Raw genomic sequence first — 15,759 nt, 5'->3', positions numbered from 1 at the left:
CCGACGCGCCCCGTTTCGGGACAGCACGCCTTCTGGCGACTCCCCCGCACACTTGGTAAGCAACGCGTTAAGATATCCGGCGTTTGCGCTGGATCGGGTGGCAAACCAGGGAGACGGACATGCGGAGGCTTTTGATCGCGAGCGCGGGGCTGGTGTTGGCAAGCGGTGTCGCGGACGCGCAACGTCCCGGCGCAAGTTATCCCGCGCCCAGGACCGCCCCTGACACTGCGATGCAGGCGCCGATGGCCCGTCCCGGCCGCCCCGGTCCGATCGCCGCGCAGATGCCCGTCGTGCAGGCGCCGACACGGCCGGTCGCTGCGCCGCGGTCCTCGCGCTGGGGCAGCAAGATCGGCGGGCGCTGGTGGGCGGGTGCCAACGCCCCCGGCGGTTGGGCGGGCTATCGCCGCCCGCATCGCGGCTGGGCCGTGCCAGCCTATTGGAATGCACCGCGCTTCCACGTCGGCGACTGGTCGAACTACGGCCTCACGCAGCCGCCGCAGGGCTATAACTGGGCGCGTTACTACGACGATGCAGTGCTGATCGACGCGCGCGGATCGGTCTACGATACGACAAGCGACATCGACTGGGATCGGACCGGCGGTGGCGGCTTTGTCGCAGCTGACTCACGCGCCTATGCGCGCAACGACAATGACTATGCGAGTCCGAGCGACCGCGGCTACGTCCAGCCCAACGCAGATCGCCCAGCACCCCGCCGCGACACCGGTCTGGGTGGCGCCGCGATTGGCGCGGTCGCAGGCGGCGTCGCCGGCAACGTCATCGGCGGTCGTGGCAATCGGCTTGGCGGGACGTTGATCGGGACGGGTCTAGGAGCCGCTGCCGGCTATGCGATCGACAAGGCCGAGGGTCGCGGTCGTCCGGCACCCCCGCCGCCGGTTCGAGGATATGGCGCCGGCTATGCAGCTCCGTCCTACGTGACCGACTACTCGCCGCCGCCGCCGCCCTCCTATGACGCTGGGTACCCGCAACCCCGTAGCCATGTTGTGGCACCAGGGGGCAGCTGGACATCGCCGGATGGTCTCACCACGGTGACGACAACCAGCGGCCAAGCGTACCCGGCCGGTTCGACGACGGTGGTCGTGCAGTCCGTGCCGGTGACGACGACCACCACCACGACCGAATATTACGACACGGTGCCATATCCGCGGAAAAAGCTGCGCCGCCGCCGGTAACTCAGCCGAGCATGCCCGCATAAGTCTGCGGCGGTTGGGGCAGCAGGACGCGTGCGGCGATCCCGCAGCCGACGACCAGAATGAGGGCGCCTGCGCCGACCGCGAGTATTCGTCGCGGCGGCGCGCGATCGGCGAGCAGCACGACCGCCACCGCGGTCGAGATCATCGGCCACAGGTGATAGCGCAGGTCCGACGCGATGCTCAGGACCGCGAAGCTCGCCTCGAGCCACAGCGCGGACACGAGTAGCGCGGTACCGAGATCGCGGACCGGATCGTGCGGACGCGACAGGCTGGCGGCAAGCGCGGCGATCGCGACGACGATCCAGGCGATCGGCCAGCCGAGCGGCGTCTCGACGACGGCCGCGGTCAGCGCCTCCCACGCGCGCGCGCCGGCGCCGGGATTGGCGAGCCCGAGCGTGTTCGGCTCGGACGCGGCAGGCGGTGCTGCGCTCGGCCAGTGGAACGGGACCAACCAGCGGTCGGTCGAGTTCAGGTGCGCGAGGCGGTGTCCGGCATAGGCGATCGGATGATGCAGCGCCGCCGACGCCAGCGTGACGTACAGCGTCGCGGTCGGCAACGCGCGCAGCCGCGCCATCGTCGTCCCGCAATGCGCCTCGTCGCCGAGCGGATCCCAAAAGAACGGTTTCGCGCAACCGCGGGCGATAACGGTCGCAGCCTCTGACTGCGTGAGGCCGGTGGTGTCGCTGGTCGGGACACGCGCGGCTATGCCAGCGAGGTCGTAGATCGCCTGGGTCGCCTCGACGCCGCTGGGTTGCGCGCGGAGCAGGCGGTGGTTCACGACAGGCGCGACGCCGAGCACGAGCATCACCGCAATGAGGCCGGTTGCAAGCTTTGCCACAGGGTGAGTCCGGCGTGGGGCGAGAGTGACGAGCAGGGGAACTACGATGAAGACGGCGTTGGCGCGAACGAGCACGGCATAGACGAGCAGCAGCGTCACCACGATCCACATTGCACCGGGCAGTGGGCGACGCGCGAGACGCCACCAGCCAATGATCCCGACCGCCGCGAGCAGCGCACCCGCGAGTTGCGCGTCCTTGAGAACGACGCCCTGCCAGCCGAGGAAGGGCGGGAGGAGGCCGATCGCGAGGATTGCCACAGCGCTGCGGGAACGCCCGGCCCGGCCTAACGCAGCTGCGATCATGCCAAGGCCCAGCCAATAAGTGCCGAGTTGCAGGACCAGCATCGGCGTCGCACCGGGGCCGAACGCCGCGAGCAGCGCCCAGACGCGCGCCATCGCCGGCGGATGCCAGTCGTCGTACACGCCCGACAGGACCTGCCGGTATTGCGCGACGGTATCGTACATCGCCGTGCCCGGCCAGAATAGCGCTAGCGATGCGATGCACAGCGCGGCTGCGGCTATGGCGATAATGGCGGTGCGGGCGGTCGCGAATGGTACGGGTTCGATCGACATTCTCGGATCCTGTACCGATTGCTTCGGTCCGCGAAATCCCAAACGCTAGACTTCGCGACCGACCCGCCCTTCGATGGGACACGAGCATAGGTCAAGCGAGATAGGACCGAAACAAGACGGTTTGCCCGACCTGATCGGTCGGCTGGGGAACTGAAACAGTGGTCCGCCGTGGGCTCGACTACTGCCATGTTCTCCCGCGAAGGCGGGAGTCCAGTCTGGATCCCCGCCTTCGCGGGGAAACAAGGTTTGCTACCCGCGGGCTCCAAAATCATCAGGAGGACGGCCGACGGGAGAAGTTGGCCAAACCCTAATCCTCCCCGCCAGGGGGAGGTGGCGCCGAAGGCGGCGGAGGGGGAGGGCACGGAACAGCTGTGTCTCTTACCTCCCCCTCCGTCAGGCTAACGCCTGCCACCTCCCCCTTGCGGGGGAGGATCGATCACTTTCAGTAGTGGATCGCGCGACCGTACGCAGCGAGCACGCTCTCGTGCATCATCTCGGACAGCGTCGGATGCGCGAACACCGTTTCCATCAGCTCGGCCTCGGTCGTCTCGAGCTGGCGCGCGACGACATAGCCCTGGATCAACTCGGTCACTTCCGCGCCGACCATGTGTGCGCCGAGCAGTTCGCCGGTCTTCGCGTCGAACACCGTCTTCACGAAGCCCTCGGCCTCGCCCAGCGCGATCGCCTTGCCGTTGCCGATGAAGGGGAACTTGCCGACCTTCAGCTCGTAACCCGCTTCCTTCGCCTTCGCCTCGGTCATGCCGACCGACGCAACCTGCGGACGCGAATAGGTGCAGCCGGGGATGTTGGCTTTGTCCATCTGGTGCGGCGAACCGCCGGCGATCTTCTCGACCGCGATGATGCCCTCGTGGCTGGCCTTGTGTGCCAACCACGGCGCGCCGGTGACGTCGCCGATCGCCCAGATGCCGTCGACGTTGGTGCGGCCATAGCCGTCGGTCTTGATGTGCCCGCGGTCGGTCTCGACGCCCAAAGCCTCCAGCCCGATATTCTCGGTGTTGGGGACGATGCCGATCGCGATGATCGCGTGGCTGAAGGTCTCTTCCGAAACCTTGCCGTCCTTCGCCTTGATCTTCGCCGTGACGCCGTTCGCCGAGGGTGCGAGACCTTCGAGGCCGGTCTGGGTCAGCAGCTTGATGCCCTGCTTGGTCAGCGCCTTGTCCATGAACGCGGAGACTTCCTCGTCCTCAACGGGGAGGATGCGCGGGAGCATCTCGACGATCGTCACGTCGGCCCCCATGTCGTTGTAGAAGCTGGCGAACTCGACGCCGATCGCGCCCGAGCCAATGACCAGCAGCTTGGTCGGCATCTCGGTCGGCACCATCGCGTGACGATAGGTCCAGATCCGCTCGCCGTCGGCCTTGGCGAACGGCAGGTCGCGCGCGCGCGCGCCGGTCGCGACGATGATGTTCTTCGCCTCGAGCTCGACGGTCTTGTCGCCCTGCTTAATGCTGAGCTTGCCTTTGGCGGTCACGGTGCCGACGCCTTCGACGACGGTCACCTTGTTCTTCTTCATCAGGCCCTTGACGCCCGCGTTCAGCTGGCCTGCAACCTTGCGCGAGCGGTCGACGATCTTGGCGAGGTCGAACCCGACATTGTCCGCCTTGAGGCCGTAGCTCTCGGCGTTCTGCATGTAGTGGTAGATTTCCGACGTGCGGAGCAGCGCCTTGGTCGGGATGCAGCCCCAGTTTAGGCAGATGCCGCCCAAGCGCTCACGCTCGACGATCGCAACTTTCAGGCCGAGCTGCGACGCACGGATCGCGGCGACGTAGCCGCCGGGGCCCGAGCCGAGGATGACGAGATCATAGGTATCAGCCACGGTAGAGTCCTTTGAAAATCAGTTGGTTTCGGGCGGCACGGGCCGCGGTTTGCGATCGTCGCCGACCGCCACGAAGATGAAGCGAGCCTGGGTTACCTTGCAGCTGTCGTTGCTATGGCGCGCACGACGCCAGGCCTCGACTTCGATCGTCATCGAGGTACGGCCGACCGCGATCAGGTGCGCGTACACGGAGACCTCGTCACCGACGACGACCGGCATGTGGAACTTCATCGCGTCCGCCGCAATCGTGACGGCACGGCCGCCGCTACGCCGCGAGGCGACCGAACCGGCGGCCAAATCCATCTGGCCCATCAGCCAGCCGCCGAAGATGTCGCCATACGGATTCGCGTCGGCTGGCATCGCGGTAACGCGGATCGTCGGTGCGGTGTTGGGGGGCAGGTCGGTCACGCTTCACTCCTGCGGGTCGTTCGGTCGAGACGCCGGGCGCGGCGCAACGGTCCCACGCCCATAAGTACGGTCGCAACCATGGCTGCGGCCCCGCAAGACCAGATCACGTCCTGCCCAAGCGGGTAGGACCATGCCGCCGCCCAGGTCATTGCCACCGCCGCCACGAGCCCGCCGAGGATGTGCAGGATCTCGATGGTGGTGCCCGAAAGCGACCTGAACGACGACACCAGGCCCATCTCAGGCGAGCATGCCCAGCGGGTTCTCAACGAGGTGCTTGAACGCCTTCATGAACTGCGCGCCGTCGGCCCCGTCGATCGCGCGGTGATCGAAGCTGCCGGTGGCCGACATGACCGTCGCGACCGCCAGTTCGTCACCGATCACGACCGGGCGCTTCTCGCCCGCGCCGACCGCGAGGATCATCGCCTGCGGCGGATTGATGACCGCATCGAATTGCGTGATGCCGAACATGCCCATGTTGCTGATCGAAGCGGTGCCACCCTGATATTCCTCGGGCTTCAGCTTGCCGTCGCGCGCACGGCCGGCAAGGTCCTTCATCTGCGTCGAGATCGACGACAGCGATGCGGTGTCCGCACCGACGATGATCGGCGTGATCAGACCCGACGGCGTGCTCACCGCCACCGAGATGTCGGCACGCTGGAAGGTGATGAGCTGGTCGGGCGTGAACATCACGTTGCAGCTCGGCACCTGCATCAGCGCCACGGCCTGCGCCTTGATCAGCAGATCGTTGACCGACAGCTTCACGCCGCGCGATTCGAGGCTCTTGTTCAGCTCGCCGCGCAGCTTGAGCAGCGCGTCGAGGCGGACGTTCACGGTGAGATAGATGTGCGGAACGGTCTGCTTCGACTCGGTCAGGCGACGCGCGATCGTCTTCCGGACGTTGCTGAGCTTGGTCGCCTCGTGTGGAATATCCGGCACGGCCGCAGGCTTCGCGGCAGGCGCCGGAGCAGCGGAGGCGGTCGGCGCAGGAGCGTCGGTCTTCGCAGCGACAGGCGCAGCACCCGGCTTCGCGCTCTCGACGTCCGCCTTGACGATGCGACCCTTCGGCCCCGACCCCGAGACGGCGCCGAGATCGATGCCCTTGTCGGCGGCGAGACGGCGCGCGAGCGGGCTCGCCTTCACACGGTCACCGTTGGCGGCGGGCTTGGCCGCACCGGCATCGTCGGGACGGCCGTGATCCTCGGCCGAAGCCTCGGTGCGTTCGACCGGCTTGGCCTCGCTACCGGTGTCGTTCGGATCCTTCGGGTCGGGCTTCGCTTCCGATTCCTTCGCGACAGGCTCGGGCGTCTCGCTCGTGGTCGGAGCAGAAACCGAAGACGCGTCCTCGCCTTCTTCGGCGATGATCGCGATGACGGTGCCGACCTTCACGTTGTCGGTACCCTCGGCGACGAGGATCTTGACCACGGTGCCCTCATCGACGGCTTCGAATTCCATCGTCGCCTTGTCGGTCTCGATCTCGGCCATCAGGTCGCCGGATTTCACGACGTCGCCCTCCTTGATCAACCATTTGGCGAGGGTACCCTCCTCCATGGTCGGGGACAGCGCAGGCATCTTGATCTCGATCGACATGGATTTCCCCAGGGCGTGACGTAACGGCATGCCTACTCGCGCCCTCGTCCGCTCGGGTCAACCCCGTCGGCACAAGTGCGTGGTCTTGCGTCGTGCGCGGCTTCGGGCCACCTACGGCACATAACGGGGGCGAAAATGCGCATTTATCTGGTGGTTATCGACGACAGTCCGGAAGCAGGCATAGCTCTGCGTTTTGCTGCACGACGTGCAGTCAAGACCGGCGGCGGCGTCGAAATCCTGACGGTGATCCCACCACAGGAGTTCATTGCGTTCGGCGGCGTCCAGGCGACGATCGAGGAGGAAGCGCGGCTGCACGCCGAGGGGCTGGTCGCGGGGGCGGCAGGTACGTTGCTGGAGGAATCCGGTCTGCGTCCCTCAATTACAGTGCGCGAAGGTGAAAGCGCGAAGATCATCCGCGAGATGATTGCCGCAAACCCCGATATTGCCGCGCTGGTGCTGGGCGCCGCCGCAACCGGTGCTCCGGGCAAACTGATTGCGCATTTCGCAGGCACGGACGCAGGGGCGCTGCCTGTGCCGGTAATGATCATCCCCGGATCGCTGACTCGAGAGGCGATCGACCGGCTTAGTTGAGGGCGGCAAGCGTCAGTTGACAGCCATCGCCGGCTGGGTAGCGAGCAAACGCTCGACGCTCTGGATGCCGGTCTGGGTCAGCTGCAGTGCGTCACGATCGGTATCCGGCGGTTCGATCAGGGATTTGGCCTGCAACACGCGAATCCACCGACCTAGCGTTGACCGCGACAGGCGTAACTGGTCGGCAACCATGTCGACGCTGGCGATCCGGCTTTCGGCTTCGGCGACGTACACGATCAGCAACGCGGTCCAGGCATGATCGGCGAACAGGTCCGAGCCAAGCACGGCGTCGCGAGCACGGATGACACTCAGTAAGTCCTTGGCTCGGCGCCAAAGATGATGCGGCATGCCGTCGCCACCGATATGCTCGGCCAGGGTAGGTGCCGTGCACAACGTGCCGATAAGTCTACCCGACTGGCCGTTGCCGAGCCGCGAAACCTGGACTTCGAGCGTGATGATGTCGCCGTCACCGCCGATATAGCGCTTCCGGATGCGAGCTGAATTGCCGTTGGGTTGCAATGCGGCAACATGGCTCAGATTTCTCGCGACGTCGTCGGGGTGCGTAATCGATAGATAGGACAGGCCTACAAGCTGTTTCTGCGTGCGTTGCAGCACCGTAGCGACCGGTTCGTCTATCGCGAGGATAACGCCGTCGCCGTCCGAAACAGAATGGCCAATGATCATCTTAGGTCCTCGCACTCTCGATCATGTAATAGCGGTTGGCTTAAAAAGTCTCAAACATTTGATCGGTTCATTTTGGATAACATCTTGTCGGCACACAAAATTGCCCGCTTGGAATGATTGTGACGCTACCCTCTTGAGCGCGGCGCGAGATCAGGCCACGATCCGCTCATGCCTATTTTTGCCGTCCCGCTGCTTCTTGCCGCCGTCGCCCCTTACCCTGCTCCGTCTCCGGTTCGCCTGAAGGCAGACGTGACCACGATGGTCGGTTTCGGTACGCGTCACACCGCGTCCATCACGACCGATCCGAAGCGCGGTATCGGCGCCGCCCGGAACTGGGCCGCCAGCCGTTTCCAGGAGATCGCCGCGACGTGTGGCGGATGCATCACCGTCGATCGCATCTCGCGCCGCTTTACCGGACCACGCGCACCGACCGGCGTGGTGGTCGAGGATGTGCTCGGTATTCAGAAGGGCCGCGATCCGAATCGCGTCGTGATCGTCGGCGCGCATATCGACAGCCGCGTGACCGACGTGATGAACGTCACCTCCGATGCGCCCGGCGCCAACGACAATGCCTCGGGCGTCGCGCTGGTGCTGGAGGCGGCGCGACTCCTTTCGCAACGCCAGTTCGATGCGACGATCGTCTACGCAGTGTTCTCGGGCGAGGAGCAGGGCCTGTGGGGCGCCGAACTGCTCGCCGATACCGCCAAGGCGCGCGGCTGGCAGGTGTCGGCGATGCTCAACAACGACATCGTCGGCAACACGGTCGGGCAGGGCGGCGTACGCGTCGCCGACAAGGTCCGGGTGTTCTCCGAAGGCATTCGCGCCTCCGAGGATCTGGTCGCCCAGCAGGGCCGCCGGGCCGAGGGCGGCGAGGATGACGGCCCCAGCCGCGCGCTGGCCAAGGCGATCGACGGTATCGCGCGCGACATTCCCGGCGGCCTCGACGTGATGATCGATCGCCGGCCGGACCGGTTCGGCCGTGGCGGCGATCACGAGCCGTTCCTGAAGCTCGGCTACCCCGCGGTGCGGTTCTCGGTCGCAGCCGAGAATTGGGATCGCCAGCATCAGGACCTGCGCACCGAAAAGGGCGTGGTCTACGGCGACACGATCGAGGGCATGGACTTTCCGTATCTCGCGAAGGTTACGGCGATCAATGTCGCGACGTTGTCGCGGATTGCCAGCGCTCCCGCGGCCCCTGAAGACGTGTCGATCGCCGGGGCATTGTCCCGCGATACGACGGTGAAGTGGACTGCGGTGCCAGGCGCTGCCGGCTACCGCGTGCGGTGGCGTCGCAACGATGCGCAGAGCTGGGCGGAGACACGCGACGTTACCGGGACTGGGACTATCCTGACGCAGGTGCCGGTGGACGACAATTTCGTTGGCGTGTCCGCTTTGTCGGCGACGGGCGCGGAAAGCCTCGTCAGCTTCGCCGGACGCGACCGCCGACCGACCCGGTAACCGCCCATCGGTCGCCTAGGCGGCGGCCGATGCTTTCCAACGACCATTCGCAAGCGCGCGCGCTCGTTCGACGGGCATCGGGCGACCAAAATAAAAGCCCTGGACGTTGGTGCAACCGAACGCCTGCGCCATCCGGTGTTCGGCTTCGGTTTCGACGCCCTCCGCCGTCGTGTCGATGTCGAGGCTCCGGGCGAGCGCGATCACCGCATGGACGATCGCAACCGCTTCGCGCGTCCCGGCGGCGGCGTCCCGCACGAAGCTCCGGTCGATCTTGATCGACGAAAACCGCGTGCGGCTGAGATACCCCAGCGACGAATGGCCGACGCCGAAATCGTCGAGGCTGAGACGGACGCCGAGATCGAGCAGTCGTTCCAGGACCTTGGTCGCCCCGAGCGCCTCGGTCAGGAACACGCTCTCGGTAACCTCGAGTTCGAGGCGATCTGCGGAAAGGCCTGTGTTCGCCAGCGCGGAGGTGACCGTCGTCACGAAATTGGGGTTCTGGAGCTGGTCGGCTGACACGTTGACCGCAACGCGGATGTCGGACGGCCATTTCGCGGCCTCCTCGCACGCCGTCCGCAGCGCCCACGCCCCGATCGGCGCGATCAGGCGCGCGTCCTCGGCGAGCGGAATGAACTTTTCCGGGGCGATGACGCCGAACCGTGGACTGGTCCAGCGCAACAGCGCCTCGAACGCGACCAGCCTTTCGCCGCGTGCATCGACGACCGGCTGATACTCGAGGTGCATCTCGCCATTCTCGAGCGCCGTGCGCAGCGCCATTTCAAGAATACGTCGCTCCTCGGCCTTCACATGCAATTCGGGCTCGTAGCTGCGATACACTCCCCGGCCTGCGTCCTTGGCACGGTAAAGCGCGAGATCCGCTGAGCGGACGAGCATTTCCGCCGTGCGTCCGTCGCGCGGGCCGATCGCGATGCCGACGCTGGCACCGATGTACAACGTATGCGCGTCGATGTCGTAGGGCTGCGAGAGAGTCTCGATGATGCGCCGCGCCAAGTCGTCTATCGCACCGGCATCGGTTGCATCGCGCACGATCACCGCGAATTCGTCGCCGCCGAGGCGCCCGCACAAATTACCGTCCGCCATCAAGCCCTCGAGCCGCTCGGACACGCGTCCCAGCAGGCGATCACCGATCGGGTGGCCGAGCGTATCGTTGACGGCCTTGAACCGATCGAGGTCGAGCATCATGAATGCATACCGGCCGCCCCATCGGTCGGCCTCACCCATCGTCCTGACGAGCGTCTCGTTGATCATCAACCGGTTGGGCAATCCGGTGAGCACGTCGAACCGCGCCATCCGGTTGATCCGGTCCTCCGATGCGCGAAGCTCGGTAATGTCTGAAATGACACCGCGGAATCCGTAGAACTCGCCATCGTCGCCAAATCGCGGCGAGGCGGCAATGTCCCACCAACGACCCTGGCCGCCGATCGTCACCGGCAGGCTGACGTCGCGGAAACTCTCGCGTCGCCGCAGCTTTTCCGCCAGCGTTCGCAGTTCGGGCGCGAATTCGCCGCTGTCCCAGCTCGGCCCCGCCAACAACTGGAGCAACGGCATGCCGTCGATGGCACCGGGTTCTAGGCCGCACGCGACCGCGAACCGCGGCGACGCGCGGACGATGCGACGCATGGCATCGGTCTCCCACAGCCAGTCCGCCCCGGTATCCTCGAACTCGCGCAGTAGCAGGCTGACGGTCTCGTCGCGCTCGTTCAGCGTGATCTCGTTGGCGCGGATCAGCACGAGTGCGCGGGCGCGACTGATACATCCCGCCATCAGCAACAGGGTAAAGCCCAGGATCCCGAATGCCGCCGAGGTCGTGCCGGCGATCAGCAGCTGGATGACCATCGCCGCGCCGAGATACCCCAGGAATACCAGCGTCGCGAGCGCCAGCGGTGCCATCGCGAACGCCGCGGCAGTCATCAAGACGGTCAACGTGATCCCGAGCCCGGCGGTCGTGCCCGATGGCGCGTGCGTACAGAACAGGATAGGCACGCACGACCAGCCGAGGCCAAGCGCCAGCCCCTCCCACCCGGTCTTGCGCAGGTCGCGGACGCTCGCCTGGCTTTCACCATTGTGATGGACGGCGAGACGACGAAATCCGACCGAAGCAGCGACTGCGACGAGCAGCGCGGACCATGTAGCGATCTGCCATGCGGGGACGGTATCGCGGACGAGGAACCCGGTCGCCAGCACCGCCGCGATATTCGCAGTCAGCAGGACCAGCGCCATCTTGCGCCCCGCGAACAGCTGTGCGGCGCGGATTCGGCTCCACTCGACATGATCCGCCCCGCCGCCGCGAACCCCCAGCAACGTGGGAATGTCGACGGTCACGCGGCGTGACGGAGAGGGCGGTGCAAGACTCACGGCGTCAGTCATAGATCAGCTTGGTTAGCAGATGGTTCGTATTGCCCGCGGTGAGTGTAATTAAGTTCGGTTTGGGGCCAATGCGCATGATCGCGCAGGCTCCTGCCACAGCTCGATCCATATGTCAGCCATGGCCGGGCTTTCGTCGCCTGCTCATAGGCAGGACGGTCTTAAGCTGCGATGTCGTACGGCTTGATGTCGCCGCTGAGATACAGGTTGCGTGCCTTCGCCCGGCTGAGCTTGCCCGACGAGGTGCGGGGCAGGGTGCGCGGCGGGATCAGTTCGATCAGGCAGTTCATGCCCGTCACCGACCGCACGCGCTCGCGGATCTCGTCGCGCAGGCGCAGGCGTTCGGCCTCGTCCGAGCTGCGGCACTGGACCAGTACGGCAGGGGTCTCCTCGCCACCGGGCGTGGTGATCGCGAACGCGGCAATGTCGCCCGCCTTGAAGCCGGGGAGCTGTTCCACCGCCCATTCGATGTCCTGCGGCCAGTGGTTCTTGCCGTTGACGATGATCATGTCCTTGGCGCGGCCGACGATGTAGATGTAGCCGTCCGACATGTAGCCCATGTCGCCGGTATCGAGCCAACCGTCGGCCATGCACGCCTCGGTGGCGGCATCGTCGCGGAAATAGCCGACCATCACCGACTTGCCACTGCACCAGACCTTGCCGATCGCGCGATCGGGAAGCGGCGTGCCGTCCTCCTCGCGGATTTCGATTCGCATGTCGCGGACCGGCTTGCCGCAGTTGACGATCGCCCGGTAGCGCTGGGGACGGTCACCGCCGCGCGAGCCACCCGAAAGCTGCGTTTCCTCGACCAGTTCGACGCGGATGCCTTCGCCCGGCGGCATCAGCGAGACCGCGAGCGTCGCCTCGGCGAGACCGTAGCTCGGCAGGAACGCGCTGGCTTTGAAGCCCGCATCGGCGAATGCATCGACGAACGACTGCATCACGTCGGGACGGATCATGTCCGCGCCGTTGCCCGCGACCCGCCAGCGCGACAGGTCGAACCGGTCGCTCGCCTTGGTCTGCGACGACATCCGACGCGCGCAGATATCGTAGCCGAAGGTCGGCGAATAGCTGAGCGTCGTGCCTTCGTTGCGGCTGATGAGATCGAGCCATGCAAGCGGACGGCGCGCGAAATCCTCGGTTTTGAGATAGTCGGTGGAGACCTGGTTGGCGATCGGCGACAGGAAGCAGCCGACCAGGCCCATGTCGTGATACCAGGGCAGCCAGGAGACACAGCGATCGGTGTCGCAGACTTCCATGCCGTGGCTGTGCGCGGCGAGGTTATTGAGCAGCGCGGCGTGCGTGATGACGACGCCGTGCGGAAAGCGCGTCGAGCCGCTGGAATATTGCAGGTACGCGATGTCGTCGGGCTTCGCCTCGGGCAGCGTTGCGACCGGTGCCTCGCGGGTCGCGAACTCGGACCAGTCGATCCCGACGGTGCCCGACAGGCGCGCGGCCTCGCCGGCCATCTGCGCAAGCTCTGGCGGGAAGATCAGCATCTTCGGGTCGCAGCTCGCAAGCTGGACACGGAGCTGTTCGATGTACGAATCGCGCCCGCCGAACGAGGTCGGCAGTGGCAGCGGCACGGGCCATGCGCCGGCATAGACGACGCCGAAGAACAGCGCCGCGAACTCGGGGCCGGTCTCGGCGACCAGCGCGATGCGGTCGGCAGAGGCGACGCCGGCGGCGATCAGGCGATCGGCCATCGCGCGAGCGTCTTCCCGGAGCTGCGAATAGGGGTAAGGCTGCGACAACGTGCCGCGGGCGTCGTGGAAATTAAGCCCGCGGTTACCGCTAGCGGCGTAATCGAGCGCTTCGCCCAGCGTACCGAAATCGGCGAAGCGGCGCGGCAGGGCGTCTTGGGTCGGCGTCGCAACGATTGCCGCTACGGTCATGCCGTCCTTGTTAGCCGTGTCGGTCGTCATCGCAGTTCCTTGGTTCGTCGCGGCGCTCGAACACACCACGCCTATCTTCAGTCTAGCCGTTCAACTTCGGGTGCCAGTGTGGCACAATGATGGCGTGACCGATGATAGCCACAGCGAAAGCAACGCGTTTCCCCCGTCGCTGGATGCCGGCGACCAGGAAAACGGCGCGTTCGACGATAGCGGCGGCACGAAGCGGCGCGGCGGCAAGAGCTGGGGCAAAGGCGGCGGGAAGGGCGGCGGCAAGGAGCGGGCGCGCGAGCGTCCTGCGCCGAAACCGCTCGACGCCGCGGCGCTGGAACAGATGGCGCTCCGCTATGTCGAGCGGTTCGCGACCACGCGGGGCCGGCTGACCGATTACCTGATGCGGAAGATCCGCGAGCGGGGCTGGGACGGGGGCACCGGCGCGGCGCTGGCCGAGCCTGGTGAACTGGCGCAGCGGATGGCCGATCTCGGTTATGTCGACGACCGTGCCTTTGCCGAACAACGCGCTGCTGCGATGCAGCGACGCGGCCTCGGCGCTCGCCGAGTCGCCGGCGCGTTCCGCGAGGCCGGTATCGATGAAGGCGATGCGGAGTCGGTTGCGCCCGCAATCGCCGACCGCGCCGTCGAATCGGCACTCGCCTTCGCACGACGCAAGAGAATCGGCCCCTACGGCACCGGGGACGGCGACCGAAAACTCCACGAAAAACAGCTCGCGGCGATGCTGCGGGCGGGGCACCGGTTCGATCTCGCACGCAAAATTGTTGCTGCACCGCCGTCCGACAGCCCCGAATCGATGGATTTCGACTGAGGGTCGCAACGGATTCATTGCGACTGCGACGAACCGTGCTAGCAAGGCGTTCAGGGGTGTAACAATGCGTAACGACACGCAGCAGGTGCTGACATGCCGGTAGAGGTGGGGCCAGTGGAAGCGGGAACGACGACGCTCGAGGGTGTTGGCGAGGGTGTTGGCGCGGCCGAAACGCGCGCGATCGGCGGCGTTATCAAATGGTTCGACGTCACGCGCGGGTTCGGCTTCGCGGTGGCGGACGACGAGACCGTCGGCGATATTCTCGTGCACTTCTCCGTCCTGCAGGCGCATGGCCGCCGCAGCCTACCCGAAGGTGCGCGCGTCGAAACCCTGTCGGTCCAGCGCGGCCGCGGGTTCCAGGCGCGCGAGATCCTATCGATCGATCTGACCAACGCGGTCGAGGAGCAGGTCCGGGCGCCGGTTTCGCCCGATCGGATCGATCCGATCGCGATGATCGACGCGGCGGGACCGTTCGAGGCAGCGTCGGTGAAGTGGTTCAACCGGTTGAAGGGCTATGGCTTTCTGGTACGGGGTGCCGATGGCAGCGACATCTTCGTCCACATGGAAACGCTGCGCCGCGCCGGAATCGAGACGGTCGAGCCAGACCAACCGCTTCGCGCGCGCGTGGTCGAAGGACGTAAGGGGCCGCTTGCCGTCGCGGTCGAAGAGGATCTCGGATGACATTCGTTACGAAGGCCGTGTTGGCCGCGGTGCTGGCGCTGGGCGTCGGCGCCGGTGGTGTCGCGTACATGAATAGCCGCGCGGACTCGGACGTGGCCGCGGTCGCTACGCTGCCGCTGACGATCAAGAGCGCGAACGGGACGCATGCGTTCAAGGTCGAGAGCGCAAAGACGGAGGCCGAGCAGGCGCGCGGACTGATGTTCCGCACCGACCTGAAGCCCGACGGCGGCATGCTGTTCTGGCCGTATCCTGCCAAGGGTGGCGAGCCGGTGGTGGCGAACTTCTGGATGAAGAATACGCCGAGCTCACTGGATATCATCTACATCCGTGCGGACGGGACGATCGCGAGGATCGCCGAGAATGCGGTGCCGTTTTCCGAAGCGCCGATCCCGTCGGGCGAGCCGGTCGGCGCAGTGGTGGAACTGATGGGCGGCCGTGCTTCGGAACTGGGGATTGCCGAGGGTGATCTGGTGACGTGGGACAAGGCGAGGTAGGCGCTCGGTTTGGCGTAAGCGCGTTCATTGCTTGTCGTTGGACAGGTCGATCTCGCCTCGTCGACCGATACTCCGGTCGACCCAAAACTCCGGAACGACACCTCCCCGGCGGAGGCCGGGGTCCAGTTGGGGGACGTCGCTAACTGACGCTGCGCTCCGTTACTTTGACCTTTCCACCTGGGCTCCGGCCTTCGCCGGGGAGGTGTCCTTGCTGTATTGATCCTGCAAAAAGGTGGGGGTCCGTTGCGGCTAGCTCTTCCAAACAACCAAGACTGTTTCCCCGCGAAGGCGGGGACC

The 15,759-nt window shown here is 66.0% G+C and carries 13 protein-coding genes; 6 read left to right on the top strand and 7 right to left on the bottom strand.

Annotated features, from left to right (window positions below; translation table 11 throughout):
* Positions 1-119 precede the first annotated feature (119 nt).
* Positions 120-1,190 carry an RcnB family protein gene (locus C8J39_RS03315; protein WP_120299264.1) on the top strand — a complete coding sequence of 357 codons (1,071 nt, stop codon included), beginning with the start codon at positions 120-122 and terminating at the stop codon, positions 1,188-1,190.
* 1 nt (position 1,191) lies between these two features.
* Here C8J39_RS03315 and C8J39_RS03310 read toward each other — a convergent pair whose 3' ends face one another.
* From C8J39_RS03310 to C8J39_RS03290, 4 genes are all read right to left on the bottom strand, one after another.
* On the bottom strand, positions 1,192-2,622 hold the full coding sequence (locus tag C8J39_RS03310; protein WP_120299263.1) for a hypothetical protein: 1,431 nt from the start codon (positions 2,620-2,622) through the stop codon (positions 1,192-1,194).
* Positions 2,623-3,064: 442 nt separating this feature from the next.
* Entirely contained in the window at positions 3,065-4,459 is a 1,395-nt protein-coding gene (gene lpdA / locus C8J39_RS03305) for a dihydrolipoyl dehydrogenase (RefSeq protein ID WP_120299262.1), read from the bottom strand.
* Between the two features lie 18 nt (positions 4,460-4,477).
* On the bottom strand, positions 4,478-4,819 hold the full coding sequence (locus C8J39_RS03300; protein WP_107952653.1) for an acyl-CoA thioesterase: 342 nt from the start codon (positions 4,817-4,819) through the stop codon (positions 4,478-4,480).
* Between the two features lie 285 nt (positions 4,820-5,104).
* Positions 5,105-6,454, bottom strand: coding sequence for a pyruvate dehydrogenase complex dihydrolipoamide acetyltransferase (locus C8J39_RS03290; RefSeq protein WP_120299261.1), 1,350 nt, complete (start codon positions 6,452-6,454; stop codon positions 5,105-5,107).
* Positions 6,455-6,589: 135 nt separating this feature from the next.
* Between C8J39_RS03290 and C8J39_RS03285 the strand changes: the two genes are divergently transcribed.
* The gene (locus tag C8J39_RS03285) at positions 6,590-7,045 is read left to right on the top strand and encodes a universal stress protein (RefSeq protein ID WP_107952148.1); all 456 of its coding nucleotides are present in this window, start codon (positions 6,590-6,592) and stop codon (positions 7,043-7,045) included.
* A 12-nt stretch (positions 7,046-7,057) separates the two neighbouring features.
* Here C8J39_RS03285 and C8J39_RS03280 read toward each other — a convergent pair whose 3' ends face one another.
* A complete protein-coding gene (locus C8J39_RS03280; RefSeq protein ID WP_120299260.1) occupies positions 7,058-7,729 on the bottom strand; it encodes a PAS domain-containing protein in 672 nt (223 codons plus the stop codon).
* A 168-nt stretch (positions 7,730-7,897) separates the two neighbouring features.
* Between C8J39_RS03280 and C8J39_RS03275 the strand changes: the two genes are divergently transcribed.
* A complete protein-coding gene (locus C8J39_RS03275) occupies positions 7,898-9,187 on the top strand; it encodes a M20/M25/M40 family metallo-hydrolase (RefSeq protein ID WP_120299259.1) in 1,290 nt (429 codons plus the stop codon).
* A gap of 15 nt (positions 9,188-9,202) precedes the next feature.
* On the opposite strand, the gene C8J39_RS03270 is transcribed toward C8J39_RS03275, so the two are convergent.
* Together C8J39_RS03270 and C8J39_RS03265 are read right to left on the bottom strand one after the other, a co-directional pair.
* On the bottom strand, positions 9,203-11,575 hold the full coding sequence (locus C8J39_RS03270; protein WP_120299258.1) for a bifunctional diguanylate cyclase/phosphodiesterase: 2,373 nt from the start codon (positions 11,573-11,575) through the stop codon (positions 9,203-9,205).
* A 158-nt stretch (positions 11,576-11,733) separates the two neighbouring features.
* Positions 11,734-13,497, bottom strand: coding sequence for a fatty acyl-AMP ligase (locus C8J39_RS03265; protein WP_120299257.1), 1,764 nt, complete (start codon positions 13,495-13,497; stop codon positions 11,734-11,736).
* 94 nt (positions 13,498-13,591) lie between these two features.
* Here C8J39_RS03265 and C8J39_RS03260 point away from each other — a divergent pair, with 94 nt between their 5' ends.
* The 3 genes from C8J39_RS03260 to C8J39_RS03250 all read left to right on the top strand — a co-directional run bounded on the left by C8J39_RS03260 (position 13,592) and on the right by C8J39_RS03250 (position 15,462).
* Positions 13,592-14,287 carry a RecX family transcriptional regulator gene (locus C8J39_RS03260; protein ID WP_310793799.1) on the top strand — a complete coding sequence of 232 codons (696 nt, stop codon included), beginning with the start codon at positions 13,592-13,594 and terminating at the stop codon, positions 14,285-14,287.
* Between the two features lie 93 nt (positions 14,288-14,380).
* Positions 14,381-14,968 carry a cold-shock protein gene (locus C8J39_RS03255; RefSeq protein ID WP_120299256.1) on the top strand — a complete coding sequence of 196 codons (588 nt, stop codon included), beginning with the start codon at positions 14,381-14,383 and terminating at the stop codon, positions 14,966-14,968.
* Positions 14,965-15,462 (top strand): DUF192 domain-containing protein, encoded by a 498-nt coding sequence (locus C8J39_RS03250; RefSeq protein ID WP_120299255.1) that lies wholly within the window; start codon positions 14,965-14,967, stop codon positions 15,460-15,462. Before C8J39_RS03255 ends, C8J39_RS03250 begins: the two co-directional genes overlap by 4 nt.
* The last annotated feature ends 297 nt before the right edge of the window (positions 15,463-15,759 follow it).

The sequence above is a fragment of the Sphingomonas sp. PP-CC-1A-547 genome (assembly GCF_003610375.1).
Lineage (GTDB): Bacteria > Pseudomonadota > Alphaproteobacteria > Sphingomonadales > Sphingomonadaceae > Sphingomonas.
Note: the sequence above shows the minus strand (reverse complement) of the source record. Positions and strands in the feature narration are given on the sequence as shown.